This is a genomic window from Chimaeribacter arupi (genome assembly GCF_002858805.1).
GTDB lineage: Bacteria > Pseudomonadota > Gammaproteobacteria > Enterobacterales > Enterobacteriaceae > Chimaeribacter > Chimaeribacter arupi.
The window spans coordinates 34,344-57,899 of the sequence record NZ_PJZI01000035.1; the positions used below are offsets into that span (position 1 = coordinate 34,344).

At 62.8% G+C, this 23,556-nt stretch carries 23 protein-coding genes; 10 read left to right on the plus strand and 13 right to left on the minus strand.

Annotation, left to right across the window (positions count from 1 at the left end; all coding sequences use genetic code 11):
- Positions 1-2: 2 nt before the first annotated feature.
- Entirely contained in the window at positions 3-1,013 is a 1,011-nt protein-coding gene (gene cydB, locus CYR52_RS18025; RefSeq protein ID WP_072928574.1) for a cytochrome d ubiquinol oxidase subunit II, read from the minus strand.
- Positions 1,013-2,452, minus strand: coding sequence for a cytochrome ubiquinol oxidase subunit I (locus CYR52_RS18030; protein WP_072928575.1), 1,440 nt, complete (start codon positions 2,450-2,452; stop codon positions 1,013-1,015). The genes cydB and CYR52_RS18030 overlap by 1 nt, the downstream gene beginning before the upstream one ends.
- Positions 2,453-2,784: 332 nt before the next feature.
- Between CYR52_RS18030 and CYR52_RS18035 the strand changes: the two genes are divergently transcribed.
- The gene (locus tag CYR52_RS18035) at positions 2,785-4,188 is read left to right on the plus strand and encodes an aminotransferase-like domain-containing protein (RefSeq protein WP_101829099.1); all 1,404 of its coding nucleotides are present in this window, start codon (positions 2,785-2,787) and stop codon (positions 4,186-4,188) included.
- Positions 4,189-4,221: 33 nt separating this feature from the next.
- On the opposite strand, the gene CYR52_RS18040 is transcribed toward CYR52_RS18035, so the two are convergent.
- A complete protein-coding gene (locus tag CYR52_RS18040) occupies positions 4,222-4,566 on the minus strand; it encodes an antibiotic biosynthesis monooxygenase family protein (protein WP_101829100.1) in 345 nt (114 codons plus the stop codon).
- Positions 4,563-5,642 carry a cytochrome P450 family protein gene (locus CYR52_RS18045; protein ID WP_146001350.1) on the minus strand — a complete coding sequence of 360 codons (1,080 nt, stop codon included), beginning with the start codon at positions 5,640-5,642 and terminating at the stop codon, positions 4,563-4,565. The genes CYR52_RS18040 and CYR52_RS18045 overlap by 4 nt, the downstream gene beginning before the upstream one ends.
- A gap of 77 nt (positions 5,643-5,719) precedes the next feature.
- Between CYR52_RS18045 and CYR52_RS18050 the strand changes: the two genes are divergently transcribed.
- Complete coding sequence (locus tag CYR52_RS18050) at positions 5,720-6,463, plus strand: ArsR/SmtB family transcription factor (protein ID WP_101829102.1); 744 nt, start codon at positions 5,720-5,722, stop codon at positions 6,461-6,463.
- Positions 6,464-6,491: 28 nt separating this feature from the next.
- Here CYR52_RS18050 and CYR52_RS18055 read toward each other — a convergent pair whose 3' ends face one another.
- Positions 6,492-7,721, minus strand: coding sequence for an MFS transporter (locus tag CYR52_RS18055; RefSeq protein WP_241506134.1), 1,230 nt, complete (start codon positions 7,719-7,721; stop codon positions 6,492-6,494).
- 272 nt (positions 7,722-7,993) lie between these two features.
- Entirely contained in the window at positions 7,994-8,920 is a 927-nt protein-coding gene (locus CYR52_RS18060) for a GntR family transcriptional regulator (protein WP_101829104.1), read from the minus strand.
- A gap of 152 nt (positions 8,921-9,072) precedes the next feature.
- Here CYR52_RS18060 and CYR52_RS18065 point away from each other — a divergent pair, with 152 nt between their 5' ends.
- The gene (locus CYR52_RS18065) at positions 9,073-10,095 is read left to right on the plus strand and encodes a zinc-binding alcohol dehydrogenase family protein (protein ID WP_101829105.1); all 1,023 of its coding nucleotides are present in this window, start codon (positions 9,073-9,075) and stop codon (positions 10,093-10,095) included.
- Between the two features lie 5 nt (positions 10,096-10,100).
- Here CYR52_RS18065 and CYR52_RS18070 read toward each other — a convergent pair whose 3' ends face one another.
- Complete coding sequence (locus tag CYR52_RS18070) at positions 10,101-10,634, minus strand: hypothetical protein (protein ID WP_101829106.1); 534 nt, start codon at positions 10,632-10,634, stop codon at positions 10,101-10,103.
- Between the two features lie 65 nt (positions 10,635-10,699).
- Positions 10,700-11,476 (minus strand): glutamine amidotransferase, encoded by a 777-nt coding sequence (locus tag CYR52_RS18075; protein ID WP_101829107.1) that lies wholly within the window; start codon positions 11,474-11,476, stop codon positions 10,700-10,702.
- Between the two features lie 288 nt (positions 11,477-11,764).
- Between CYR52_RS18075 and CYR52_RS18080 the strand changes: the two genes are divergently transcribed.
- Genes CYR52_RS18080 through CYR52_RS18100 form a run of 5 tightly spaced genes read left to right on the plus strand, consistent with a single transcriptional unit; the run spans position 11,765 to position 16,147 of the window.
- Positions 11,765-12,778, plus strand: a complete 1,014-nt coding sequence (locus CYR52_RS18080) for an ABC transporter substrate-binding protein (protein WP_101829108.1) — start codon at positions 11,765-11,767, stop codon at positions 12,776-12,778.
- Positions 12,779-12,780: 2 nt separating this feature from the next.
- Positions 12,781-13,497: a M24 family metallopeptidase gene (locus tag CYR52_RS18085; RefSeq protein WP_072933821.1), complete on the plus strand. Its 717-nt coding sequence runs from the start codon at positions 12,781-12,783 to the stop codon at positions 13,495-13,497.
- A gap of 28 nt (positions 13,498-13,525) precedes the next feature.
- Positions 13,526-14,314, plus strand: a complete 789-nt coding sequence (locus CYR52_RS18090; RefSeq protein WP_072933823.1) for an ABC transporter ATP-binding protein — start codon at positions 13,526-13,528, stop codon at positions 14,312-14,314.
- Positions 14,304-15,125 carry an ABC transporter permease gene (locus tag CYR52_RS18095; RefSeq protein ID WP_101829109.1) on the plus strand — a complete coding sequence of 274 codons (822 nt, stop codon included), beginning with the start codon at positions 14,304-14,306 and terminating at the stop codon, positions 15,123-15,125. Before CYR52_RS18090 ends, CYR52_RS18095 begins: the two co-directional genes overlap by 11 nt.
- The gene (locus tag CYR52_RS18100; protein ID WP_146001351.1) at positions 15,065-16,147 is read left to right on the plus strand and encodes a LacI family DNA-binding transcriptional regulator; all 1,083 of its coding nucleotides are present in this window, start codon (positions 15,065-15,067) and stop codon (positions 16,145-16,147) included. The genes CYR52_RS18095 and CYR52_RS18100 overlap by 61 nt, the downstream gene beginning before the upstream one ends.
- A gap of 665 nt (positions 16,148-16,812) precedes the next feature.
- Here CYR52_RS18100 and CYR52_RS18105 read toward each other — a convergent pair.
- The 3 genes from CYR52_RS18105 to CYR52_RS18115 form a co-directional block, all read right to left on the minus strand.
- Positions 16,813-17,325, minus strand: coding sequence for a DUF3828 domain-containing protein (locus CYR52_RS18105; protein ID WP_101829111.1), 513 nt, complete (start codon positions 17,323-17,325; stop codon positions 16,813-16,815).
- Positions 17,325-17,693 (minus strand): NlpC/P60 family protein, encoded by a 369-nt coding sequence (locus CYR52_RS18110; protein WP_101829112.1) that lies wholly within the window; start codon positions 17,691-17,693, stop codon positions 17,325-17,327. Before CYR52_RS18110 ends, CYR52_RS18105 begins: the two co-directional genes overlap by 1 nt.
- 182 nt (positions 17,694-17,875) lie before the next feature.
- Positions 17,876-19,087, minus strand: coding sequence for an FAD-dependent oxidoreductase (locus CYR52_RS18115; RefSeq protein ID WP_101829113.1), 1,212 nt, complete (start codon positions 19,085-19,087; stop codon positions 17,876-17,878).
- Positions 19,088-19,525: 438 nt separating this feature from the next.
- Between CYR52_RS18115 and CYR52_RS18125 the strand changes: the two genes are divergently transcribed.
- Both CYR52_RS18125 and CYR52_RS18130 read left to right on the plus strand, forming a co-directional pair.
- Positions 19,526-20,581 carry an NAD(P)-dependent alcohol dehydrogenase gene (locus CYR52_RS18125; protein ID WP_101829115.1) on the plus strand — a complete coding sequence of 352 codons (1,056 nt, stop codon included), beginning with the start codon at positions 19,526-19,528 and terminating at the stop codon, positions 20,579-20,581.
- Positions 20,582-20,807: 226 nt separating this feature from the next.
- Complete coding sequence (locus CYR52_RS18130; RefSeq protein ID WP_101829116.1) at positions 20,808-21,776, plus strand: sensor domain-containing diguanylate cyclase; 969 nt, start codon at positions 20,808-20,810, stop codon at positions 21,774-21,776.
- 62 nt (positions 21,777-21,838) lie between these two features.
- Here the strand turns inward: CYR52_RS18130 and CYR52_RS18135 are convergent, their stop codons facing one another.
- Together CYR52_RS18135 and fhuF are read right to left on the minus strand one after the other, a co-directional pair.
- On the minus strand, positions 21,839-22,198 hold the full coding sequence (locus CYR52_RS18135) for a hypothetical protein (protein ID WP_072931198.1): 360 nt from the start codon (positions 22,196-22,198) through the stop codon (positions 21,839-21,841).
- Positions 22,199-22,352: 154 nt separating this feature from the next.
- The gene (gene fhuF, locus CYR52_RS18140; RefSeq protein ID WP_072931196.1) at positions 22,353-23,084 is read right to left on the minus strand and encodes a siderophore-iron reductase FhuF; all 732 of its coding nucleotides are present in this window, start codon (positions 23,082-23,084) and stop codon (positions 22,353-22,355) included.
- Between the last annotated feature and the right edge of the window lie 472 nt (positions 23,085-23,556).

A 23,556-nucleotide genomic window follows, 5' to 3' on the forward strand; every position in this document is an offset into this window, starting at 1 on the left:
CCTTAATGATAGCCGTGTTCCGGTTTGATTTTGCCGCGGAACACATAGTAGCTCCAGAAGGTGTAGACCAGGATCAGCGGGATGATAAACAGCGCGCCCACCAGCATAAAGCCCTGGCTCTGCGGCGGGGAGGCCGCGGCGCGGAAGCTGATGTCCGGCGGGATCAGGTTCGGCCAGATGCTGATGCCCAGGCCGCTGAAGCCCAGGAACACCAGCGCCAGCGTCAGGATAAAGGGCGCGTAGTGGGCGTTGGGGTTATGTGCGGTATGCCACAGCCCCCAGGCGGCCAGCACCACCAGCACCGGCACCGGCAGGAAGAAGAAGAGATCCGGCAGCGTGAACCAGCGTTCTGAAATCGCCGGGTAGCTGAGCGGCGTCCAGACACTGACAATCGCGATCACCACCAGCAGCGCAATCAGCAACGGCCGGGAGAGGCGGCGCATGGTGCCCAGCAGCGGCCCTTCGGTTTTGATAATCAGCCAGCTGCACCCCAGCAGCGCATAGGCCACCACCAGCCCGACGCCGCAGAACAGCGAGAACGGCGTTATCCAGTCAAACACGCTGCCGACCCAGGTGCGGTTCTCTACCGGGAAGCCGTTTAAAAACGCCCCCAGCACCACCCCCTGCGAGAAGGTGGCGATAAAGGAGCCGGCGATAAAGGATTTGTCCCAGAAGGCGCGGTGCGACTCTGACGCCTTAAAGCGGAACTCAAACGCCACGCCGCGGAAAATCAGCCCGATCAGCATAATCGTCAGCGGGATCGCCAGCGCGTCGAGGATCACCGCGTAGGCCAGCGGAAACGCGCCGAACAGCCCGGCCCCGCCCATCACCAGCCAGGTTTCGTTGCCGTCCCACACCGGGGCCACGGTATTCATCATCACGTCACGGTCATGGCTGGCCGGCACCATCGGGTAGAGCAAACCGATACCGAGGTCAAAGCCATCCATCACCACATACATCAGGATGCTGAAGACGATGATCACAAACCAGATCAAAGAGAGATCGATACCCATTATTTGTTCCTCCGCAGGGCGTCTTTGCTGGGGTGTTCCAGCGACTCATCCGCCGCCGACAACGGCCGCGCCGGGGTGCGTGGCTGGCCCGGCCCGCCTTCCGGCGGGGTATGGGCAACAAACGGTTGCGGCCCGCGGCCAATCAGCTTCAGCAGGTACACCAGCCCAATGCCGAACACCGAGCAGTAGACCAGCAGGAAGGCCAGCAGGCTTAATGACATATGCAGCGTGCCGTGGCCGGAAACCGCGTCACGGGTGCGCAGCAGGCCATACACCACCCAGGGCTGGCGGCCGATCTCCGTGGTAAACCAGCCGGCGAGGATCGCAATCAGCCCGGACGGGCCCATCAGCAGCACAAAGCGGTGGAAGGGGCGGGTCAAAAACAGCTTGCCGCGCCAGCGCAGCCACAGGCTCCACACCCCGGCGGTGATCATCAGCAGCCCCATCGCCACCATGATGCGGAATGACCAGAAAATAATGGTGGAGTTGGGGCGCTGGTCCGGCGGGAAGGATTTCAGCGCCGGGATCTGCTCAGTCAGGCTGTGGGTCAGAATCAGGCTGCCGAGGTAGGGGATTTCCACCGCGTATTTGGTGCGCTCCTCTTCCATGTCCGGCAGGCCAAACAGAATCAGCGGCGTCGCCTCATCTTTCGGGTTTTCCCAGTGGCCCTCTATCGCGGCAATTTTCGCCGGCTGGTACTTCAGGGTATTCAGCCCGTGGGCATCGCCAATCACCGCCTGGATCGGCGCGACAATCAGCGCCATCCACATCGCCATGGAGAACATTTTGCGCACGGTCGGGGTGTTGTTGCCGCGCAGCAGGTGCCACGCGCCGGACGCACCGACAAAGAACGCCGACGCCAGGAAGGCCGCCGTCGCCATATGCAGCAGGCGGTAAGGGAATGACGGGTTAAACACCACTTTGAACCAGTCCACCGGGATAAGCTGGCCATCCACAATCTCATACCCTTGCGGGGTATGCATAAAACTGTTGGAGGCGAGGATCCAGAAGGTGGACATCAGCGTGCCGAGCGCCACCATGCAGGTAGAGAAGAAGTGCAGCCCCGGCCCGACGCGGTTCCAGCCGAACATCATCACCCCGAGGAAGCCCGCTTCCAGGAAGAAGGCGGTGAGCACCTCATAGGTGAGCAGCGGCCCGGTGATGCTGCCGGCATAGGCGGAGAAGCCGCTCCAGTTGGTCCCGAACTGATAGGCCATCACCAGCCCGGAGACCACGCCCATGCCGAAGTTAACCGCAAAAATCTTCAGCCAGAAGTGATAAAGGTCACGGTAAGTCGTGTTATGGGTTTTCAGCCAGCAGGCTTCCAGCACAGCCAGGAAACTGGCCAGCCCAATGGTGATCGCCGGAAAAATAATATGGAATGACACGGTAAACGCGAACTGGATACGGGCCAGTTCGAATGCATCTAAACCCAACATAGCCACCTCGTATTGCCCAACAAAAAACGCCTGAAAAACCGGAACCGCAGGGCTGCCTGGGGAGGGTGCGGCCATCCGTGCGAGAGCGCCACAGCAGCGTGCTGACGGTAAATATCCCGGCATGATAGTGCAAAAATATGCGTAAGCAGGGAACGATCTCCCCGCAAAGGAAAGAGTTAATCTCCGTTAACCTGCAACAGGTATAGCACACCCCAGGCATTCCTGCGGCAAAGCGGGAACGCCTGGGCGGGGTAAGCAGTAAAACAGGGAGGGGGTGACTATAATAGTCACAGTTTGGTATAAAAAGCCTATAACAGTTTCAGGATGCCGCCATGACCCGCTATGAAGACCTCGCCCAACGCCTGCGCCGCCAGATCCAATCCCAGGTCTGGCTGCCGGGTGACAAGCTCCCCTCGCTGCGTGAAAGCTGCGCCCAGTCCGGCCTGAGCCTGATGACGGTGTTGCAGGCGTACCAGTTGCTGGAGAGCCAGGGCTGGGTGGTGGCGCGCCCGCAGTCCGGCTATTACGTGGCCGTCCGGCCCAGCACCTTGCCGGAAAGCGGCCGCACGCTGCACCTGTCGGAGCAGGTCGATATCAACGACGCGATTTTTGATATGTTGCAGGCCGCGCAGGACCCGGCGATCGTGCCGTTTGGTTCCGCCTTCCCGGACGCCACCCTGTTCCCGCAGCCGCGGCTGGCGCGCTCCCTGGCCAGCGCAGTGCGGCGGATGTCCGCCTCCAGCGCCGTGGCCAACCTGCCGCCCGGTAATGAGGATCTGCGCCGCAGCATCGCCCAGCGCTACGCCCAGCAGGGGATTGCGGTCGCCCCGGATGACATCGTGATCACCTCCGGGGCGATGGAGTCACTGGGGCTGAGCCTGCAGGCGGTGACGGAACCGGGCGACTGGGTGGCCATCGAGTCCCCGGCGTTTTACGGGGTGTTACAGGCGATTGAGCGGCGGCAACTGAAAGCAGTGGCGATCCCGACGGATGTGCAGACCGGCATCGACCTCGACGCGCTGGCGGATGCGCTGGCGCGCTACCCGATCCGCGCCTGCTGGCTGATGTCGAATTTCCAGAACCCGTTGGGGGCCACGCTGCCGCGTGCCAAAAAGCAGCAGCTGGTGGCGATGCTGGCGGAACGGGAGATCGCGCTGATCGAGGATGACGTCTACAGCGAGCTCTATTTTGGCCCGTCGCGCCCGCCGCCGCTGCGCGCCTTTGACCCGGACGGCCGCACGGTGCTGCACTGCTCCTCATTCTCCAAGTGCCTGGCACCCGGTTTCCGCGTCGGTTGGGTGGCGGCCGGCCCCTATGCCGCCAAAATCCAGCGCCTGCAACTGATGAGCACCCTCTCGGCCAGCGTACCGACCCAACTGGCGCTGGCGGATTACCTGCACCAGAGCGGCTATGAAACCCACCTCCGGCGGCTGCGCCGCCAGCTTGAGCTGCGCCAGATGGCGATGTACCGCGGCATCCAGCAGGCGTTCCCGGACGAGGTGAGCATCAGCCGCCCGGAAGGCGGCTATTTCCTCTGGCTGACGCTCGGCAACGGCCGCGACGCCGGGACGCTGTACCGCCGGGCGCTGGCCCAGGGCATCAGCATTGCGCCGGGGCATATGTTCACCACCGGCGACCAGTTCCGTGACGGCCTGCGCCTCAACAGCTCTTTTGCCTGGGATGCCCGCCACCAGCAGGCGATTGACACCCTCGGGGCGCTGGTGCGGGCACTGTAAGGGGGGCAAAGGGGCCGCGCGCGGGCAGGGTGCTCAGCCGTGGCGGCCGCGGCTGTCTGTGGGGGCCTCGCTGCGTGCCGTTTTGCCGTAGTCGCGTATCACCTCCGCCACGCGCAGCCGGTAATCCGCCAGCAGCGCGTGCCGCCCGGCGGCCTGCGCCTGCCGGTGCGCCTCCAGGTTACGCCACTGCCGTACCGCTTCCTCATCACGCCAGAACGAGAGCGCCAGCAGTTTGCCGGGGTCAGCGAGGCTCTGGAAGCGCTCAATCGAAATAAACCCGTCAATGTCCGCCAGCAGCGGCTTCAGTTGGGCTGCCCGGTGCAGATAGGCGTCGGTTTTGCCCGGCATGGCGTAAAGTTCAAAAATCACGGCAATCATGGTGCATCTCCCAGGGCAATAAATTCAGGTACGCGCGCATTGGCGGAAACCCGCCAGTGACAGGCTGCGGTATGCAGGCGCTGCGCCGGGCACGCCAGCAGGTGCGCCACGGCGGCTTCGGCAATCGCCATTGCCCAGTGGCGGCCGGGGCAGGCGTGTGCACCCGCCCCAAACGCCAGCGTGCCGGCGGCGTCCGGCGCGCCCAGCACCACCAGTACCTGATCGCCTTTGCTCAGCAACGCGCCGCCCAGCACGGTATCCGCCTGCGCCACCCGCCGGGTGTTCTGGATCGGCGGGGTGTCCCGCAATACCTGGGCGAGCCGGGCGGCGGGTGTGCCTTCCCCCTGCATACTCTGGCCAATCAGCCCGGCGGTGCCTTCGCACGCCTGAAACAGCAGCCCGACCAGATTGAGCGGCACCTGCGCGCGGTCAGTGATGCCTTCCCGTTCACAGGCCGTTGCCAGCGCCTGCCACAGCGGGCCGGGTGTGCAGTGCGCCATGCGTGCCAGCAGAGCCTCTGCGGCCCGGCTTCCTGCCGCCAGCTGTTCCGGCGTGCCGCCCGGCGCAATGCAGCGCACCAGCGCCAGCACCTCGTCCACCAGTGCCGTCCGGCACACCGGCGGCAGGCCGATGAAGTCCGCGATCACGCACACCGGCAAGGCATAACAGAAGCGGGTCAGGGCGGCGGGCAGCAGCGGCAGATCCCTGGCCAGTTGCCCGGCCAGCCGCTGGGCCGTGGCGGCGACACTCTCTGCCGGGATACTCTCCAGTGCAGCGGAGAGGGCCGCTTTCAGCGGGGCGTGGGCCGCGCCGTCACGCATTCTCACCAGCGCAGCAAATACCATACCGGCGGCGCTGTCCTGCAAAGCCGGGGGCACCGGTGCATCCGGCGGGCGTACGCCCAGCAGCGGGTGGGTCAGCGCCGCCGCGGCCAGTGCCGGTGACAGGGTCACTGCCGCAAACGGCGGGAAAGCGCCCAGCGGCCCGGTTCCGGCCAGTTGCCGGTACACCGTGAGGGGGTCAGGGTGCGTTACCGCCGCGACCGGGTCTGAAGGGAGAAAAGGGCAACGTGTCATGATGATTTCCATTGGTCAGCAAGGAGAAACCCAGCGTAAAGTAGTGCCGACCGCCATACTTCGTCAGGAACCGAACTATGCCTTATGAAACGATACCTTATGAAACAGCAGCTGACCCCGCTTCGCCCCAGGCGGATGCGCTGCCGCTGGAGCACCATCTGGCCGCGCTGGCCGCGGCGGTGGCCGACAGCAGCCGGGCGGCGATGCTCTGCCTGCTGATGGACGGCCGCGCCTATACGGCCACGGAGCTCGGCACGGTCGCCGGTATTGCCGCCTCCACCGCCAGTGCGCACCTGGCCCGGCTCACGGAACAGCATCTGGTGACCATGGTAAAGCAGGGCCGCTACCGCTACTTCCGGCTGGCCGGGGCGCCGGTGGCCCGGATGCTGGAAGGGCTGATGGGGCTGGCCGGCGGCGGTGCCACGGTGCGCTCCTCCACGCCGCCCGCCCTGCGTTTCGCCCGCACCTGTTACCACCACATGGCCGGCACGCTGGGGGTGCATCTGCATGACCGGTTTCTGGCGCTGGGCTGGCTGACGGGGGACGGGCACTACCAACTGAGTGAGGCCGGGCAGGCAGGGTTACAGCGGATGGGCCTTGCCCTGACGCCGCCGCCTCTGCCAACGGCCTGTTACTGCCTGGACTGGAGCGAGCGCCGCGGCCACCTGGCAGGCGCACTGGGCGCGCAACTGTTGCAGCTTTTTGAGCAGCGGCGCTGGGTGCAGCGGCACCTCGACAGCCGGGCATTGACGCTGACCGCCGCCGGGCGGCAGGCGGTGGCCCGCCACCTGGGCGCGCTTCCGGCATCCGCGCACCGGTAAACGCAGCGCGCGTGGCGGCCGCGCCCGTTTACGGCTGGGCGTCGGTGATCGGGTCGCGCACGATAAACAGGTAGGAGAGCGCACCGAGCACCGTTACCCCGGCACAGATGCTGAGCGCCAGGCTGAAGGAGTGGGTGGTGTCGAGGATCCAGCCGGTCACCACCGGGGCGAACGAGGCAAAGATAAAGCTGGCGAAGTTCTGGATACTGCCGACTGAGGCGGTCATGCGTGAGGCCACCGCGACATGAATCAGCCCCCAGCAGGAGGTGCCGGCAAAGTGGATGCAGAACAGCGCCATGCCGATCAGCAGCACCGCCACGCCGGTAGTCTCCGCCTGTACCACCACGGCGGTGAACGCGGCTGAGAGGAACATGCCGGAGGCGATGCAGATTTTCCGGCTTTTGACCGGGGCCATGCCGCGCCGCACCAGGAAATCGGTGACCACGCCGTTGCACAGCATCCCGGCCGCACCGAACAGGAACGGGATGGCGGCGTACAGGCCGGTGCTTTTCAGGTCAAGCTGGTAGGTATTCTGCAAATACCCCGGCAGCCAGGCGAGGTAGAGCCAGGCGGTGTAGTTGATGCCGCTGAAGCCGAGCATCATGCCCCACATGGTGCGGTTGCGGAACAGCCCGCGCCATTCGGCCATGCTCAGCGGATCCTGCCGGGTGCTGATGCTGCCGTCATTGAGGTACGCCTGCTCGTCAGCCGTGAGGGAGACCGACGGGCGGTTGCGGTAGAGCGCATACCAGCCGAGCGAGAGCGCGATCCCCAGCACGCCGATGGTGATAAACATGCCGCGCCAGCCAATCAGCAGCATCATGGCCGCAAGGATCGGCGGGCTGATGGCCAGCCCGATGGTGGACGCCGCATTGAAAATGCCCATCGGCGTGCCGCGGTGGCGGATGTTGAACCAGTCATTGATCACTTTCACGCCGCACGGGTTCATCGGCGCTTCGCCAATCCCCAGCCCGATGCGCACCAGCACAAACTGGGTGAAGCTGTTCACCAGCCCGGAGAGTGCCTGGAACAGTGACCAGACAAACATGCCCAGCCCGAGCATAATGCGCGGCCCTTTGCGATCCAGCAGCGGGCCGCACGGCAGTTGCGCCAGCCCATAGGCCAGCGAAAAGGCGGAGAGCAGCACGCCGATCTCGGTGCCGCTCAGCCCCATCTCACCGCGGATGGTCATGTTCGCCACCGACAGCGAGCTGCGGTCGAGGTAGTTGATCACCGCCGCCAGAAACAGCATCACCATCGCCGTGGTCTGGATGCGTTTGAGGCGGGTGCTGCGCGGCGGCGCAGCGGCATCAAGCGGGGGCAGGGTAATTGCCGGGCGCGCACCGCGCACCGCGTCACCGGTTAACTCACGGGTTTTTTCCATTGCAGGCTCCTGAGGGGAAAGGCTGCCGGTCAGGCAGCAGACCCCCAGAGCCTAGCCAGCGCCGCACACAGGCCGCTGCGGTTTGGTGCCAAACCGTGCAGCGGGTAAACGTTTTCGGTTTTTAACCGGGTTTTATTCCGCCGCCGCTAGCCGGTTTTTCGCTGATCCAGCGTGCGCTGGCCGCGGATCGCCTCGCTCATGGTGCGGCGGGCCGTGGCCAGATGGGCGCGCAGCTCACGCATCGCCTCCTGGTCATTGCGGCAGATCAGCGCCAGCAGCAGCGCCATATGCTCCTCGGTGGCGACGATATTGCGCTGTTTCAGGTGGTGCTCATCCCACTGGTAGTGGAAGTGGAAAATCACCGAGATGATCTCCAGCGTCTGGTTAAAGAAGGGGTTATCGGCAGCGGACATGATCAGCGCGTGCAGTTCGCGGTCCAGCCCGGCAAAGCGGCGGTAGTGATCGTCCATCATGGTGTGCAGTTGGCGGTGGCGGGTCAGCAGGTCCCGCGCCTGCATCCAGCGCGGGTCGTCGGCCGGTAACGTCAGGAAACGTTGCAGCGCGTGGGTTTCCAGCATCTCGCGCAATTCAAACAGGTTCTCGGCGTACGCCTGGTCGAAGGGTTTCATCAGCCATTCGCCGCGCCCGGCGGCCTCCAGCAGGCCGTAGCGGCTGAAACGCAGCAGAAAATCATGCACCGTGCCGGCACTTACCGCGGCGCTTTTGGCCAGCTGGACTTCACTGACCGCGTCGCCGGGGCGCAACTGCCGCTGGCGGATCATCTCATGGAACGCGGCTTCCACCCGCCCGGCCTGTTCAGCATCCGGCGTCGGCCCCGGCTGGAAGCCTTCATCCCCGGCCGGTGCGCGCGCAATGCAGAACTGCCCGGCACGCCGCGCCAGGATGCCGCGCTGTTGCAGGTAGTCCAGCGTATGGCGCACGGTGGTGCGGCTGATGTTATAGAGTTCGGCCAATGCCGCCTGGGAGGGCAGCGGGGAGGGCAGGTGGCCCTTGGTGATGCCGTCAAGCATCTGGTTGATGACACTCTGTCGCAGGTGTTGCGGTCGGCTCATGGCGGCACCTCGGTGCAGGGTACGGCCGCCCATTAAAACCCACTTTAAAACACAATAGTCGGCGCTATTTCACATTTGCCGAGCTTATGTAACAAATTAATGCTGAATTTCACTAAAAGGAAACATAACACGCCGTAATGGAGAGAGACACCATGCACCAGATGACTGCCCTGATTTGCCCCGAACCCAAAGCCCTGTGCTATAGCCGGCGCGATGTCCCACGCCCGGCACCCGGTGAGGCCCTGCTGCGGGTGCTGGCTGTCGGCATTTGCGGCACGGACATCCACGCCTGGGCCGGTAACCAGCCGTTTTTCAGTTACCCGCGGGTGCTCGGCCACGAAGTGTGCGGGGAGATTGTTGAAACAGGTGACAACGTCACGGGATTCCGCCCCGGCCAGCGCGTGGCGCTGATCCCCTATCTGGCCTGCGGCACCTGCCCGGCCTGTTCCGGCGGCAAGCCTAACTGTTGTGAACGTATTTCGGTGATTGGCGTGCATCAGGACGGCGCATTTTGCGAGTTTATCAGCGTGCCGGTGAGCAACCTGCTGCCGGTGGGCGATCTCAACCCGGAAGCCGCCGCCCTGCTGGAGCCGTTTGCCATCAGCGCCCATGCGGTGCGGCGGGCGGCGCTGCGGCCTGGGCAGGCGGTGCTGGTGAGCGGGGCGGGGCCGATCGGGCTGGGGGTGGCGGCGATTGCCGACGCAGACGGCGCGCAGGTGGTGGTCAGTGACACCAGCGCAGAACGGCGGGCGCATGTCACGCAGGTGCTGGGGTTACCGGCCCTCAACCCGATGGACGCCGCGTTTCAGGCGCACCTGCGGGGTGCATTGGGCGGCCTGCTGCCGGAAACGGTGATTGATGCCACCGGCAGCCCGCAGGCGATGAACGGGGCGGTCACGCTAATCCGCCACGGCGGCAGCGTGGTGTTTGTCGGGTTGCACAAAGGCATGCTGGAGATAGCCGACCCGGAATTCCATAAGCGGGAAGCGACAGTGATGGGCAGCCGTAACGCCACGCGGGAGGATTTTGCCAACGTCAGCGCGTTAATGGCGGCCGGCACACTGCACCCCGGCATCATGCTGACCCACCATTTCCAGTTTTCCACCCTGGCGGAGGAGTTTGACACGCGCGTGATCGGCAACCGCGCGCTGATTAAAGGGATCGTGCGGTTCTGAGCCGGTCAGCCGCCCCAGCCCAGTTGGCGGCGGATCGCCCGCCGGTAGGGGGTGTCGAGTTGCGGCGGCACCTGCTCAATGTAGTTCATGGCGTGGTCGCGCGTCTCGCCCGTCAGGCTGCTGAGGTAGGCGAGGGCCTCGTCACGCGACGGGATGCGCCCTTCGCTCCCGTCGATTTTCGGCGGCAGGGCCGTCCAGATCACGGCGTCAATGTTGCGTGCGGCCGCCCAGGCGGGCAGCAGCCCTTCCGGGTCACCGGCGGTGAACATCAGCCCGATGCCGTCACGCCGGGCAGCGGGGATCTGCTCCCGTTCGCGCAGGGCGTCACACGCTTCTGCCAGGGAAGAGGTAGTCAGCAGCGACCAGAACACCGGCACCGGCGGCGCGGTAAAACAGACTGCCGTGGCCAGCTCGCCGCCATCCCCCACCCGTGAAAACTCAATCGGTACCTCGGGGCCATCCGTGTACCATTCGCCTGCTACCGGCACCGGACCCGGTTTCCATATCAGCGATCCCCAACCCAGACAGGCAATATTCATTCACACTACTCCTGATAAACAGCACGTCCGAAACATCAAGGATAGTTGAATTTCTGCCGCTGCGGTTACTCCGCGGCCGTCAGCCAGCGCAGCATATTGGTGAACAGCGTCGCATAACCGGGCCAGTCAATGAAGGATTGCGGCAGCCAGTGCGGGCTGACATCGGACGTCCAGGCCAGTGTGCGGCCCCGGCCATAGCGGCCCGTCACCAGCAGCGGGTGGCCGCCCTGGCCGGCCGGCAGGCGCGCCAGCACGTCCGCGCCCGGTTTCACCTCCACCTCATTCGCCCCCAGCAGCAACGGCCACGCCGCCGGGACGCCCGCAAGGATTGGGTGGTCGGCGGCCCACGGCTCTACCGCGGCGGAAAACCCTTCCGGCACTTCCAGCCGGTCGTCATACGGCAGGCAGTTCACCGGCAATACCTCTTCCACCGGGGTACGCCGCCAGCGCGCCTTGCCGTCAATGCCCTGAAAACTCAGGTAACCGCCAAACATCGCCAGTGCGCCGCCTTGCTCCACATAACTGCGCAGCAATTTCAGCCGGTCGGGAACCGGTTTACCGTGCAGCCAGACGTCCGGGTGCAGTTGCAGTGAGCTTGCGCCGATATCTGACAGCAAAATGGCGTCATACGCGGCCAGCGCCTCTGCGGTAAACGGCAACTGCTCCACCGCCTGATGGGCGGGCAGGTGCGTCAGCTGGAATTCTGTCTTTGCCAGCGCGGCGCTCAGCGGCCCCGCGCCGCTGTGGAACGTCACGCTGCCGAACTGGTCAAATCCCTTATAATGTGTGGCCGCACTGACCCACGTTTCACCGACCAGCAATACCTGTTTGGTTTTTTCCACCCTTGCTCTCCCTCCGGGCTCGCCCGGCCAAGTGCACGAAATGCGCATGTCTCTTGACAGGGTAAATAATAGTCAAAGTTGAACCGTTTCAACGGGAAAAAATGTGTCATTAATCGCCTATGCATTCAACAAATAAATAATATTTATGTAAGTTATTGACATAATTCATCAAACCGTTTCACTATCTGCGGATTGCTGATAATTCGTGCGGTTGATTTGGCTTAGCGCGTGGCAGGAAAGCACGTGAAGAAGCCCCCCTTTATTCACTTAGGCAAATGGAGAATACCGATGCAACGACGTTCAATCCTGAAAGGGGCCTTGCTGGCCGGTGCTGTGGCGCTGGCCCCGTGGCTGGGTGCCGGCATGGCGACCCCGCAGGCCCAGGCTGCTGAACTGACCAAAATTACCTTTGTGCAGGAGTGGCCGGTGGCGGACGGCTTCTGGATCCCGTGGATTTTGGGGAAAGAGAAGGGCTTCTATGCGGCAGAAGGCATTGACCTGAACATCGTGGCACCGCCGACCGTGGCCGATACCATGAAATTCCTCGGCACCGGCCGTGCAGACCTCGCCTTCACCACCGTGATGGACATCATCTTCGCCAAAGAGCAGGGCGCGCCGGTCACCGCCATCGGCCGTTACGGCCAGGGCAACAACTGGGGCATCGTCTCCCGCCAGGGCGAAAAATTCACCGTGGCTGAGCTGAAAGGCAAAACCATCGGCATCTACAATGACGCCTGGACCAAAGCCCAGCTGGCCTTGATGCTGAAAAGCGCCAACCTGACGCTGAAAGACATCACCATGGTGGCCGCCGCCGATGACACCGTGCCGCTGCTGCTGCAAAAACGCGTAGACGCCATCACCGGCATCACCAACGCGGAAGGCACCGGCGTCGTCACCACCGGCAAACAGAAACCGGAATTCCTGCCGGCGGTTGAACACGGCGTGCCGAACACCCCGATCTTTATGCTGGCCGGTAACGAGCGCTGGCTGAAGGCCAACCCGGAGAAGGCCAAAGCCTTTATGCGCGCCACCGAGAAGAGTATCGCTTACGCCATCGCCCACCCGGACGAAGGCACCGCGGCCTTCACCAAACTCTACAGCAAAGCCTATGACCCGGCGTTCATCAAACAGCAATGGGCGGACACCATCACCCTGCTGGGCAACCCCGGCGCGGATCAGCTGAAACTCAGCGACACCGCCTGGACTGATCTGCTGAACGCAGTGAAAGCGGAAGGGATCGTGAAAGAGACCCTGCCGGCGAACCAGTACTACACCAACGATTACCTGCCGCAGGGGAACTGAGGATGAGCACACGCGAACCGGGCACCCGTTGGGTGCCTGAGTGGCGCTACAAGCCCGGCCCGGATGTCGCTTTTGAGGCACCGGCCGGTCTTCGCCATGCACAAAAGATGGCGAAAGCCGTCGCCGACGCCGGGTTGGCGGCCGCCGCGCCCGGCATCACCGAACAGCAGATTGAGCTGGCCGTGTGTGAGGCGCTGGAACAGCAGGGCGCAGCCGGGATCTGGACAATCACCACCGTGGGGCTGGGGGAGAATGCGCGCATCTGCTTCCCGACCCATGCGCCGACCACCCGTGCGGCCGCTGCGCAGGATGTGCTGATGATTGATGTGCACCCGATTACCCAGCAAGGGTTCTGGGGCGACTGCACCCGCTGCAAGGTGATCGGCGACCATCCGCTGGCCACCGAGGCGCTGCGCGATCTCGAGGCGTTGCACTACGAGGTGCTGGCGCAGTGCCGCCCCGGTATGCCGGCCAACGAACTGTTCGGCCTGTGCCATAGCCGGCTGGAGGCCGAGGGCTTTGTGCTGCTCGACCTGCTGGCGAACATCGGCCACTCGCTGACCCCCGGCGCGGCGTACCTGCACAATTTCATTGATGCCGGTAACAGCACGCCGATGTGGGGCGCGTGGGCGGTGGAGCCGTTTGCCGCCCGCGGTGATATTGCCGTGAAAGTTGAGGATCTGGTCTGGTTTGGCCGCGAGCGGTGTGAAATCCTGTAACGCCCGCTGATGATGAAAGGAATACCCGATGTCCCAAGCAAAACTCAGGATCGAGCAGGTGTCGCGCCGGTTTGGTGACCTGACCGCGCTGGCCCCTACCGATCTTCAGGTCGCCGAGGGGGAGTTCATTTCTGTGGTCGGCCCGTCCGGCTGCGGCAAAAGTACCTTGTTTAACCTGATCTCCGGCGTGCTCACGCCGAGTTCCGGCCGCATCCTGATCGACAACGACGACGTGACCGGCAAAACCGGCCACGTCGGCTATATGCTGCAAAAAGATCTGCTGCTGCCGTGGCTCACGGTGATCGATAACATCGTGCTGGGGGCGACGCTCAAAGGGCGCGCCACCGCCGAACAACGCCGCGCCGGGGTCGAGCTGGCGCGCCGTTACGGCATCGGCGATTTTATCAACCACTACCCGGCGGCCCTCTCCGGCGGGATGCGCCAGCGGGTGGCGCTGATGCGCACGCTGGCGATGCAGCATGACGTGATGCTGCTGGATGAGCCGTTCGGCGCGCTCGATTCCCAGACGCGCCTGTCGATGCAGCAGTGGCTGCTCACGGTGTGGCAGGAGCAAAAGCGCACCGTGGTGTTCGTCACCCACGATATTGACGAGGCGATCTTCCTGGCGGACCGCGTGGTGGTCATGACGCCGCGCCCCGGCCGGGTGAACGCCATCTTCCCGGTGGAACTGGCGCGCCCGCGCCCGCTCTCCTGCCTGACCAGTGAACCCTTTATGGCGCTGAAAAAGCAGATCCTCAGCCTGATTTACCAGGATGAGACCCAACCCACGGCGGAGGATCAGGCCCATGTACACTGAACCCTTTGGCTGGCGCGGCTGGATGCTGCGCCTCGGCGGGCCGGTGGTGGCACTGGTGCTGGTTGTCCTCGCGTGGGACCTGGCCGTCCGCTGGTTTGACATCCCGGCCTACGTGCTGCCCTCGCCGGAACGCACCCTCGAGCACACGCTCTCCGACTGGGACACGCTGTGGGAGGGCTTCCGCATCACCTTCCTGACCTTCCTGATGGGCTTTTTGCTCGGCGCGGTCAGCGGGTTTGCCTTCGCCGTGCTGATGGATATGTCCGGCTGGGTGCGCAGCGTGCTTTACCCGATCCTGATCGCCAGCCAGGCGGTGCCGGTGATCGCCATCTCGGCGGCGCTGACCATCTGGCTCGGTTTCGGGCTGGCCCCGAAACTGGTGATTGTGGCGCTGGTGGTGTTCTTCCCGGTGGTGGTGAACGTGCTGGACGGCCTCAACTCCGTAGACCGTGACATGCTCAACCTGGTGAAGTCGATGGGCGCGTCGCGCGCCAAAATCTTCCGCTATGTGAAGCTGCCTGCCACCTACACGCCGCTGTTTTCCGCCCTCAAGCTGTCGGCGACCTTCAGCGTCACCGGCGCGGTGATTGGGGAGTGGACAGCCTCCACCAGCGGCGGCCTGGGGGCCTACCTGCTTCAGGCCAACTCGCGCCTGAACACGGCAGGGACGTTTTCCGCGATTGTGTTCCTGGCGCTGCTGGGGGTGGTGAGCTTCCTGCTGGTGGTCGGTGCGGAGTACCTGATGACGCCGTGGCGCAACGGGTCGAAAGCCCGCCGCTGGTCACGCCGCTACTGGCGCGATGCACCATGACAGACACGCCGCGCCCGACCATCCGTGACGTGGCGCGCCGCGCTGAGGTGTCGATCGGCACGGTCAGCGCGGTAATCAACAACAGCGGGCGGCCGGTGGCGGCCCGCACCCGCGAACGGGTATTGCAGGCCATTGCCGATCTCGGCTTTGAGCCGAGCAATGCCGCCCGCAGCCTCAAGAGCCGCCGCATCTCCTCGATTGGCTTTATCGTGCCGGATCTCGGGAACGCCTTTTTCGCCGATGTGGCGGAGGGCATCCAGCTGGTGCTGGATCAGTCCGATTTCCTGCTGGTGCTCTGTTTGACCTGGTCTGACACCGCCCGTGAAGAGCATTATGCGCAGGTGCTGCGTACCCAGCGGCTGGACGGGGTTATCTACCTCTCCGGCACCGGCCGCCCCAGCCCCTCGTTGCAGGCACTGGCCAGCCGCGGTGCCATGGTGTTTGTGGATGAGTGCCTGCCGGGGATTGAGGCGCCCTTTATCAGCGCGCAGAACCGGCAGGGCGCGGCGGCGATTGCCCGCCACGTGCTGGCCTGCGGCCACCGGAAGCTGTTGTTGCTCGGCGGCCCGCCGGGGCTGTGGACCAGCGAGCAGCGGCTGGCCGGTTACCATGACGCCTGCCGTGAGCAGGGGCTGGACCCGGCGCACCTGCCGCTGATTGAAGGTGATTACACCGAACGGAGCGGCGAGCACGCGGCGCAACAGATCCTGGCGCAGCCGCGCGACCAGTGGCCGACGGCGGTGCTCTGCGCCAATGACCTGATGGCGATTGGCCTGATCCGTGCCTGCCAGCAACAGGGCATCGCCGTGCCGGAGGTGCTCAGCGTCACCGGGTTTGATGATATTTCAGCGGCGTCGCGCATCTCACCGCCGCTCACCACCGTGCGCCAGCCGGGGCACGAGATGGGCGCTGCTGCGGCCCATCTGTTGCTGCACCGCCTCGGGTATCTGGCGGAGCCGCCGGCGCAGGAGGCGTTCCCGGCGACGGTGATGTTGAGGGGGAGTGTGAGGGAGATGGAATGATCGCATTGGCATGCGGAAGCCCTCTTTTTAGATCGGGGTTGGTGCGTTGGTGAACTATCCACTTAGATCGAGGTGGTTGCGTTGGCATACGATATGCGCCTCTTTGTTACCCCGCTGCCGCCACCGCGCAAGGGGCGCGTAGGCGCCCGCCCCTTGCATCCCCGCGCCTTGGGCACCCTGGCTGAATCATTGCCCGCTCTCGCGGGTGCCCTCACTCCGCCTCCGGGCTAACCGGGCCGCCGCAGACACGCTCCCAGCGTGGCTGCGACTCTCGCGGAATTATTCGCCCCATCCCTGGGGCTCACCCCTTCGGGGCCAACGCTGCGCGTTGTTCAAATTGGCTCCCGGCCAATTTGTCCTGTGTGCTCACCCGGCCCTGCGGCTCCATTCGGCAATGCTTTTTACGCCCCTACCAGACTGCAAATCTGTCGGTATGTAAGGACAAAGTAGGGCGTCCTGCCCGCTCACCCGGCCCTGCGTCTTCGTCGGCAATAATTTTAATGCCCCCACCAGACTGCCTATCTTTTGGTATGTAAGGAAAGAGTAGGGGACGATTTTTATCTGCTCTGTGCGCTCACCCGGCCCTGTGTCTTCGTTCGGCAATAATTTAATACCCCCACCAGACTGCAAATCTTTGGGTATGTAAAGACAAAGTAGGGGGGTATTTACTGCACTAACGTCGCCGCCTGGGCTTGGGCGGCGGCGAGGGCGTGGTCGTCAAAAATCGGTTGTTCATACTGATCGCTGAGGTTTCTGACCCGGTAAAGTTTCCAGAGGCCCTGTTCGCGCCGGAGGTAGACGCGCAGGCGCTGCGTTTTCCCCGCTTCCCGACCAAGCCGGACGTCCAGCACTTTGCCGCCCAGGTAGTCTGCGGCAGGCCCCACCTGTAACCCGGCAATCCATTCCGGGGCATAATCCTGACCATAGATAAAATAATCAGAACCGACTATCTGCTGCTCCTCGATCTTTTCAATGACACTCAACCGATCCAACGTCTCCGCCGCCACATAACGTCGCAGGGTGGGCGAACTGTAGGTGCTCTCAACGCTGCCGCTGACAAAGGCATCCAGATAGAACCGGTAGAACGCATCAACCTGCTGCTCAGGTGTGGCCGTAGAGGCAGCACAGCCGGATAACAGCAACACAAACAGCAACACAAACAGGAAAAGTGCACGCATCAGCGTCTCCTGTAAATTTTATACGCGGGCCGTGCTGACCGGTAACCCGGGCCACCCCACATGTCACGTTGGCGAAAATCGGAATACCAATTCTGCCCATCATACATCGCCATATGCCCGCTTTCGTTACCGCCCGGATAGGGCTGGATTACGACGACATCACCCTCTTGCAACATTTCTCCTGTACCAATCACCGTAAAACCTGCGTTGCTGAGTAAACGACCATAATCTTTTGCATGCAACGTCTGTCCTATATTTACGCCGCCTGCATTAATAGCCCGGCGGGTAAAGGCTGCGCATCTTCCTTGTGAGGATGATGTTGCATGTTGTCTGATATAAACCGCCGCAGTGTGTTTATTCCATCCCATCGTTTTTCCCTTTTAAGTGGCCCATTAACGGCGGCTATTCCAGCACGTGGGAAAGGAGGCGGGTAGACAAAATAGGCTATAGAAAATTGATATAGTTTTATGATTTAAAAGATAAAAAATTGATGATTAGCGGGCGGGTGCAGGGGGATGCTGCGCGGGCCGCAGCATCAGAGAAACGTGGGTTACTTCGGCAATTCTTGCCGGAACCCGACGCCGATGAGGCGGCCGAACAGGAACGGCAGCCAGGGGCGTTGGCGCAACCAGCGGCCGAGGGCGCGGATCATCGCCGGCGGGCGTTTGTTGCTGCCTGACCGGCGCGTCATCATCACCTGCAAAAATTGCGTGGCTTTGGTGGGGAAGGTGCGGCGGCGCTGTACGCGGCTGAGCTGGCGCAACGTCGGGACGCCGCGTTGTAACGGCGCGGCCAGCAGGTTGGCGGTGGCGACGGCGTCCTGAATCGCCAGGTTTACCCCGACACCCCCAATCGGGGACATGGCGTGCGCCGCGTCGCCGATGCACAGCAGCCCCGGCCGCGCCCAGTGGTCCAGCCGGTCAATGCGGATGCTCAGCAACTTCACCTGTTCCCAGTCCGTGATGGCCGACGCCAGCCGGTCGGCGTCAAACGGCGCGCCGGCCGCCACCTGATGCAGGAAGGCCGGTAAACCCGCCTGCTGTAAGGCCGGCAGGCTGCCTTTGTCGATTGACACGCCGCACTGCCAGTAGTCACCCCGATCAATCATAATGAAATTCTTGCGCGGCCCGCGGTGGCCGGTCGACCACGCCGGGTCATCCGCGTGTTTCGGGATTTTCAGCCACAGCACATCACGCGGTGCACCAAAACCCCGGCTCTGTAACCCGGCCAGGGCGCGCACCGTGGAGTGGCGGCCGTCACACCCCACCACCAGATCGCTCTCAATCTGTAGCGCGCCCTGCGGTGTCATCGCGTCCACGCCAATGACGCGTTGTTGGGCGTCAACCCGCAGGCCGGTCACGCGGCTTTCCATCAACAGCGTGAAGGTGGGCAGGGCGGCGGCTTTACGCTGGAGAAAGTCGAGGAAATCCCACTGCGGCATAAAGGCCATGAATTTGCAGCGGGTCGGCAACCGGGTGAAATCCGCAATGGTCATCTCCTGCCCGCCCATCTCCGCCTGTAAGCGTTCCATGCGCTGGTGCGGCAGCTGCAAAAACTCCTCCAGCCAGCCCAATTGGTGAATCACCTCCAGCGTCGAGGGGTGCAGGGTGTCACCGCGGAAATCACGCAGGAAATCGGCGTGCTTCTCCAGCACCACGACCTCAATGCCGCGGCGTGCCAGCAAATAACCCAGCATCATGCCTGCCGGGCCGCCGCCGGAAATACAGCACTGGGTGCGGCGCAGGGGGAAAGTCTCTGTCATCACGGTCTCGTCTGCTTTAAATAAGAGTGATAACGATTATCATCGCCGCACCGGGGAGTCAAACTATCGCTGCCATTCAGCACGCCGTTTGCCCGTCAGCAGCGGCGGCAAACCCGCCTTCCGGCCACGGCAGCAGTTGAAAAATAAGGCAAAAGCAGCGCGGTGCCCCGGCCAGGTCAGGGCGGGTTTCTGGCGGATAAAGCAACAAGCTTGTAAAAAGATGTAACGAGATCAGCCATCCAGATGCCCGGATGGCGCGGTGTGCGCCGGGCCGTGCAGGGCGGGTGAACCGGGGGCTTGCGCGCGTTGTGCCGCGTTCACCCGGCGGCCGCAGGCCTTTTCGCTGCTGCCACATTTTGGCACATTTCCCCAGGCAGAAAACTTGATGTGAAATGCCGCAGGCTTTAGGGTTCGCCCCCTTCAAAAACGGGGATTCCGATGAAACGATCTTTTGGCTATGCCGCCCAGTCCGCCCAGGCGGCACTCGCACCTTTCCATTTTGACCGTCGTGACACCGGGCCGGATGACGTCCGCATTGAGATCGCGTTTTGTGGCGTTTGCCACTCCGACCTGCACATGGCCCGCAATGAGTGGAACATGAGCCGCTACCCGCTGGTGCCGGGCCATGAGATTGTCGGCCACGTCACCGAAACCGGGGCAAACGTCAGCCGCTTCAAGGTCGGCCAGCGCGTCGGCGTGGGGGTGATGGTCGGCTCCTGCGGCCAGTGTGCCGCCTGCCATGAGGGCGAAGAACAGTATTGCGACACCGGCTTCACCGCCACGTACAACGGTGAAGAGCGCGTGACAGGCGGAACCACCTTTGGCGGGTACGCCACGGACATCGTGGTCGCCCAGGATTTCGTGGTACGCGTGCCGGAACAGCTCGACCCTGCCGCAGTGGCCCCGCTGCTGTGCGCCGGTGTCACCACCTGGTCACCGCTCCGCCACTGGAATGTGCAGCCCGGCCAGCGCATCGGCGTGGTGGGGCTGGGCGGGCTGGGCCATATGGCGGTGAAACTGGCCACCGCGATGGGGGCCGAGGTGGTGCTGTTTACCACGTCGCCGGGCAAAGGTGAGGATGCGCTGCGCCTTGGCGCAAAACAGGTGGTGGTCTCCACCGATGCGCGCCAGATGGCCGCCCAGGCGAACCGCCTGGATATGATCCTGAACTGCGTGGCCGCCCCGCATGACCTGAACCCCTATCTGGCGACGCTGAAAAGCAACGGTAAGCTGATCCTGGTCGGCATCCCGGACAGCCCGCATCAGGCCCCTGACATCACACCGATGGTGTTCAAACGCCTGAGCATTGCCGGCACCTCGATCGGCAGCATGAAAGAAACTCAGGAAATGCTCGATTTTTGTGGGGAACATGGCATCACTGCTGATGTCGAAGTAATTCGCATGGATGAAATTGAGCAGGCGTTTGCCCGCATGAGCCGTGGCGACGTGAAGTACCGCTTTGTGATTGATATGAACTCCCTCCGGGCAGAATAACCCTGCCCACTCCGTCGTAGCCCTCCCGCCTCCGGTGCAATGCCGGGGCGGACAGGCGGACGGCGCGCCGGATCCCCTTCCTGCCCCCTTATTTCCTTAATGAATACGCGGTCTTGCGAAAGGTGACTTTCACTTTTATCCATGTTTGAATAGCGCTTTCGGCTGCAATGTCAGCACATTGATGCCTTTTTACCCATCTTTAGCCCCACCAGAGAATGAGAGTGTTATGCAACCGCCCGCCCAACCGACTGACGAGCATCAACGCCTGTCCACCCTCCGTGCCTACAATATCCTCGATACGCTGCCGGAAGAACGCTTTGACCGCCTGACCCGGCTGGCGCGGCGTCTGTTTGATGTGCCGATTGCGCTGGTGTCGCTGGTGGACATGAACCGCCAGTGGTTCAAGTCCTGCCAGGGCCTGGAGGTGCAGGAGATGCCGCGTGATGTCTCCTTTTGCGGCCATGCCATCCTGGCGGATGACATCATGGAAGTGCCGGATGCGCAAAACGACAGCCGGTTTCATGATAACCCGCTGGTGACCGGCGAGCCGGGCATCCGCTTTTATGCCGGTTGCCCGTTGATGGTGCCGGACGGCATCAAGCTCGGCACCCTCTGCCTGATTGATACTGCCCCGCGCGCGCTGAATGAAGAAGACCGGATGCTGCTGCGCGATCTGGCCGCCATGGCGGAGCAGGAGATCACCGCCATGCAGTTGGCGACGATGGATGAGCTGACGCAGATCTCCAACCGCCGCGGTTTTGAGGCGCTGGGCCAGCATGCGCTGGACGTCTGCCACCGGCTGGCGCTGCCTGCGTCGTTGCTGTTTTTTGATATGAACGGCTTCAAGGCCATCAATGACACCTTTGGCCATGCCGAAGGCGACCAGGCATTGAAAACGTTCGCGGCACTGATGCGCGACAGCCTGCGTGACAGCGATGTGGTAGGGCGGCTTGGCGGCGATGAGTTCGCGGTGTTGCTGACCAATGCCGGGCAGCAGGAGACTCAGCAGGCGCTGGCGCGTTTGCAGGACCATATTGCCGGGTATAACGCCCGGAGCGGGCGCGGGTACGCATTACGTTACAGCGTGGGGCAGATTGAGTATGACGGCAGGCAGGCGGTGCCGGTGGCTGACTTGCTGGCACAGGCGGATGCCCTGATGTATGCGCAAAAACGCGGCGGCACCCCCACGGCATAATGCCGTTGCCGCCATAAAAAAAGGCGCCTTCCCGGCGCCTTTTTTGTTTTTATGCGGCGGCGTCAGTGGGTATGGATATCAATATGCCCGCCGATGGCGGCCTGCTGGTAGACATGCAGCGGCACTTCCACCTGGTAACAGCGGCCGGCGTGCATCACTTCCAGCACATAACGTTCACTCTCAAAAGACTCAATCGGGATAAAGCCAAAAAAGCCTTCCGCCACACTGAACGTGCGCGTGGAGGGCAGGGCATAACGGCGGATAACACGGGCGGCCAGCGGCGCCTGTTGGCCGGTCAGGGTACGCCAGGTCTGCGAGACCGGCGCCAGCAGAGAGGCGCGCAGCGCAGCAGAGAGCAGGGCGGCCTGGGTGGCCAGCCCCTTCAACGACGCAGAGACGCGGGCAGAGCTGCTCGTTTTCATGATCGTTACCTCGTGGTCAGAGTCGGCCCGCGCGCAGGGAAACGGTTGCGGGGTCGCCCTCATATTTATAGTTATAACCGGGTAAGATCAAACTCTTTTTCTGTATAAGCTATGCCGGGCGCGCAGCAGGCTGAGTAAACAGGCTTTTTTCTGCTCACACCGTGGCCGGGCGACGGCGTTTTTCTGCCAGCAGCAGCGGGCAGGAGGGGCACATTTCGTGGTCGCACAGCTCATAGCGCAGGCAGCACTGGCGGCGGAAGGAGGGGCTTTCTGCATCGGTCGGGATTTCATGGCGGGTAGGCTCGAACAGCGCATTCTTGCTGCCGTCGCACAGGGTGCGGGCGGCCAGCAGGGCCTGGCCGGGCGTGACATCCGCGTTCACCAGCTCAGCCTGTTCAATCCCCCACTGGATGCGCACGGCGGCGTTATTCCAGAAGATCCCCGGCTTCAGCCCGGCGAGATCCGCCAGTATCCCGCAGACCGGCGCAATATGCTGCACCATGCCTGCAAACCGCACAAGCGGGTCGGGCTCGGTGACCGGCTCGCCGTCGCCCTGCAACATAAATTGCAGCGGCAGGCCATCTTCATTGAGCTGGAACCAGACGCGGTCAGCGTTAATCGGCAATTGCCAGTGGTGGGAGAGGTTCACAATCATCCAGACCGGCAACAAGCGGGCAAAATACCATTGTGACCACATGGAGACACGGGCGCGGTGCTCAGAGGCATCGTGTGCGGCGAGGTAGGCGGCGAGCACATCACGTGCACCTCCCGGCGTCAACAGGCGGCCGGCAGGCACCGTCCGCGGGGCGTCGGCGTCATAAGGGATAAACATGGTTTTGACCCAATCCAGCGGGCCATCGGCAAAGGAGTCTAAAATTGTCAGCATCGTCATGCGCCTGGCACCAGAAATCTTTTTATCAGTCCTCCCGCCCCGGCAGATACCCCGGCACGGCCTCTGTCGGTCAGTGTAAGCGAGCCTGATAGGAAATGGTAATGATTTCGATTTGTATTATGATCTAAATGTGCGGAAGCAGGGGGTAAGCCCTTGTCATTGACTGTGAAACGGCCAACCGCTGCCTGACCTTTCCCATACTCTCCATACCGTTCTTTCGATTTTTTTCGTTTTCGGGCGATTCACGCGGGAATAAAAAATCCTTTATTAAGGATAAATACCGGGTTAATGCCGCAGGCAATACGTTTTTATCTCCCTTTCCCCCCTGTTTATTTCATAAAATCCGACGGAAAAAGGTTAACCATGCGTTATTTTTATATCACTAAAAACGCATTTTTTAGCGGGTAAGGCGAATCAATTAATCGGCGCTTAAATAAGTATTAATGTTCGCTTAAATATTAACTGA

What these genes read in the sequence shown, in the direction of transcription:
- cydB (WP_072928574.1), bottom strand. Translation starts at nt 1,013, where the DNA reads ATGGGTATCGATCTCTCTTTGATCTGGTTTGTGATCATCGTCTTCAGC.
- CYR52_RS18030 (WP_072928575.1), bottom strand. Translation starts at nt 2,452, where the DNA reads ATGTTGGGTTTAGATGCATTCGAACTGGCCCGTATCCAGTTCGCGTTT.
- CYR52_RS18035 (WP_101829099.1), top strand. Translation starts at nt 2,785, where the DNA reads ATGACCCGCTATGAAGACCTCGCCCAACGCCTGCGCCGCCAGATCCAA.
- CYR52_RS18040 (WP_101829100.1), bottom strand. Translation starts at nt 4,566, where the DNA reads ATGATTGCCGTGATTTTTGAACTTTACGCCATGCCGGGCAAAACCGAC.
- CYR52_RS18045 (WP_146001350.1), bottom strand. Translation starts at nt 5,642, where the DNA reads ATGACACGTTGCCCTTTTCTCCCTTCAGACCCGGTCGCGGCGGTAACG.
- CYR52_RS18050 (WP_101829102.1), top strand. Translation starts at nt 5,720, where the DNA reads ATGCCTTATGAAACGATACCTTATGAAACAGCAGCTGACCCCGCTTCG.
- CYR52_RS18055 (WP_241506134.1), bottom strand. Translation starts at nt 7,721, where the DNA reads ATGGTGATGCTGTTTCTGGCGGCGGTGATCAACTACCTCGACCGCAGC.
- CYR52_RS18060 (WP_101829104.1), bottom strand. Translation starts at nt 8,920, where the DNA reads ATGAGCCGACCGCAACACCTGCGACAGAGTGTCATCAACCAGATGCTT.
- CYR52_RS18065 (WP_101829105.1), top strand. Translation starts at nt 9,073, where the DNA reads ATGCACCAGATGACTGCCCTGATTTGCCCCGAACCCAAAGCCCTGTGC.
- CYR52_RS18070 (WP_101829106.1), bottom strand. Translation starts at nt 10,634, where the DNA reads ATGAATATTGCCTGTCTGGGTTGGGGATCGCTGATATGGAAACCGGGT.
- CYR52_RS18080 (WP_101829108.1), top strand. Translation starts at nt 11,765, where the DNA reads ATGCAACGACGTTCAATCCTGAAAGGGGCCTTGCTGGCCGGTGCTGTG.
- CYR52_RS18085 (WP_072933821.1), top strand. Translation starts at nt 12,781, where the DNA reads ATGAGCACACGCGAACCGGGCACCCGTTGGGTGCCTGAGTGGCGCTAC.
- CYR52_RS18090 (WP_072933823.1), top strand. Translation starts at nt 13,526, where the DNA reads ATGTCCCAAGCAAAACTCAGGATCGAGCAGGTGTCGCGCCGGTTTGGT.
- CYR52_RS18095 (WP_101829109.1), top strand. Translation starts at nt 14,304, where the DNA reads ATGTACACTGAACCCTTTGGCTGGCGCGGCTGGATGCTGCGCCTCGGC.
- CYR52_RS18105 (WP_101829111.1), bottom strand. Translation starts at nt 17,325, where the DNA reads ATGCGTGCACTTTTCCTGTTTGTGTTGCTGTTTGTGTTGCTGTTATCC.
- CYR52_RS18110 (WP_101829112.1), bottom strand. Translation starts at nt 17,693, where the DNA reads ATGGGATGGAATAAACACACTGCGGCGGTTTATATCAGACAACATGCA.
- CYR52_RS18115 (WP_101829113.1), bottom strand. Translation starts at nt 19,087, where the DNA reads ATGACAGAGACTTTCCCCCTGCGCCGCACCCAGTGCTGTATTTCCGGC.
- CYR52_RS18125 (WP_101829115.1), top strand. Translation starts at nt 19,526, where the DNA reads ATGAAACGATCTTTTGGCTATGCCGCCCAGTCCGCCCAGGCGGCACTC.
- CYR52_RS18130 (WP_101829116.1), top strand. Translation starts at nt 20,808, where the DNA reads ATGCAACCGCCCGCCCAACCGACTGACGAGCATCAACGCCTGTCCACC.
- CYR52_RS18135 (WP_072931198.1), bottom strand. Translation starts at nt 22,198, where the DNA reads ATGAAAACGAGCAGCTCTGCCCGCGTCTCTGCGTCGTTGAAGGGGCTG.
- fhuF (WP_072931196.1), bottom strand. Translation starts at nt 23,084, where the DNA reads ATGCTGACAATTTTAGACTCCTTTGCCGATGGCCCGCTGGATTGGGTC.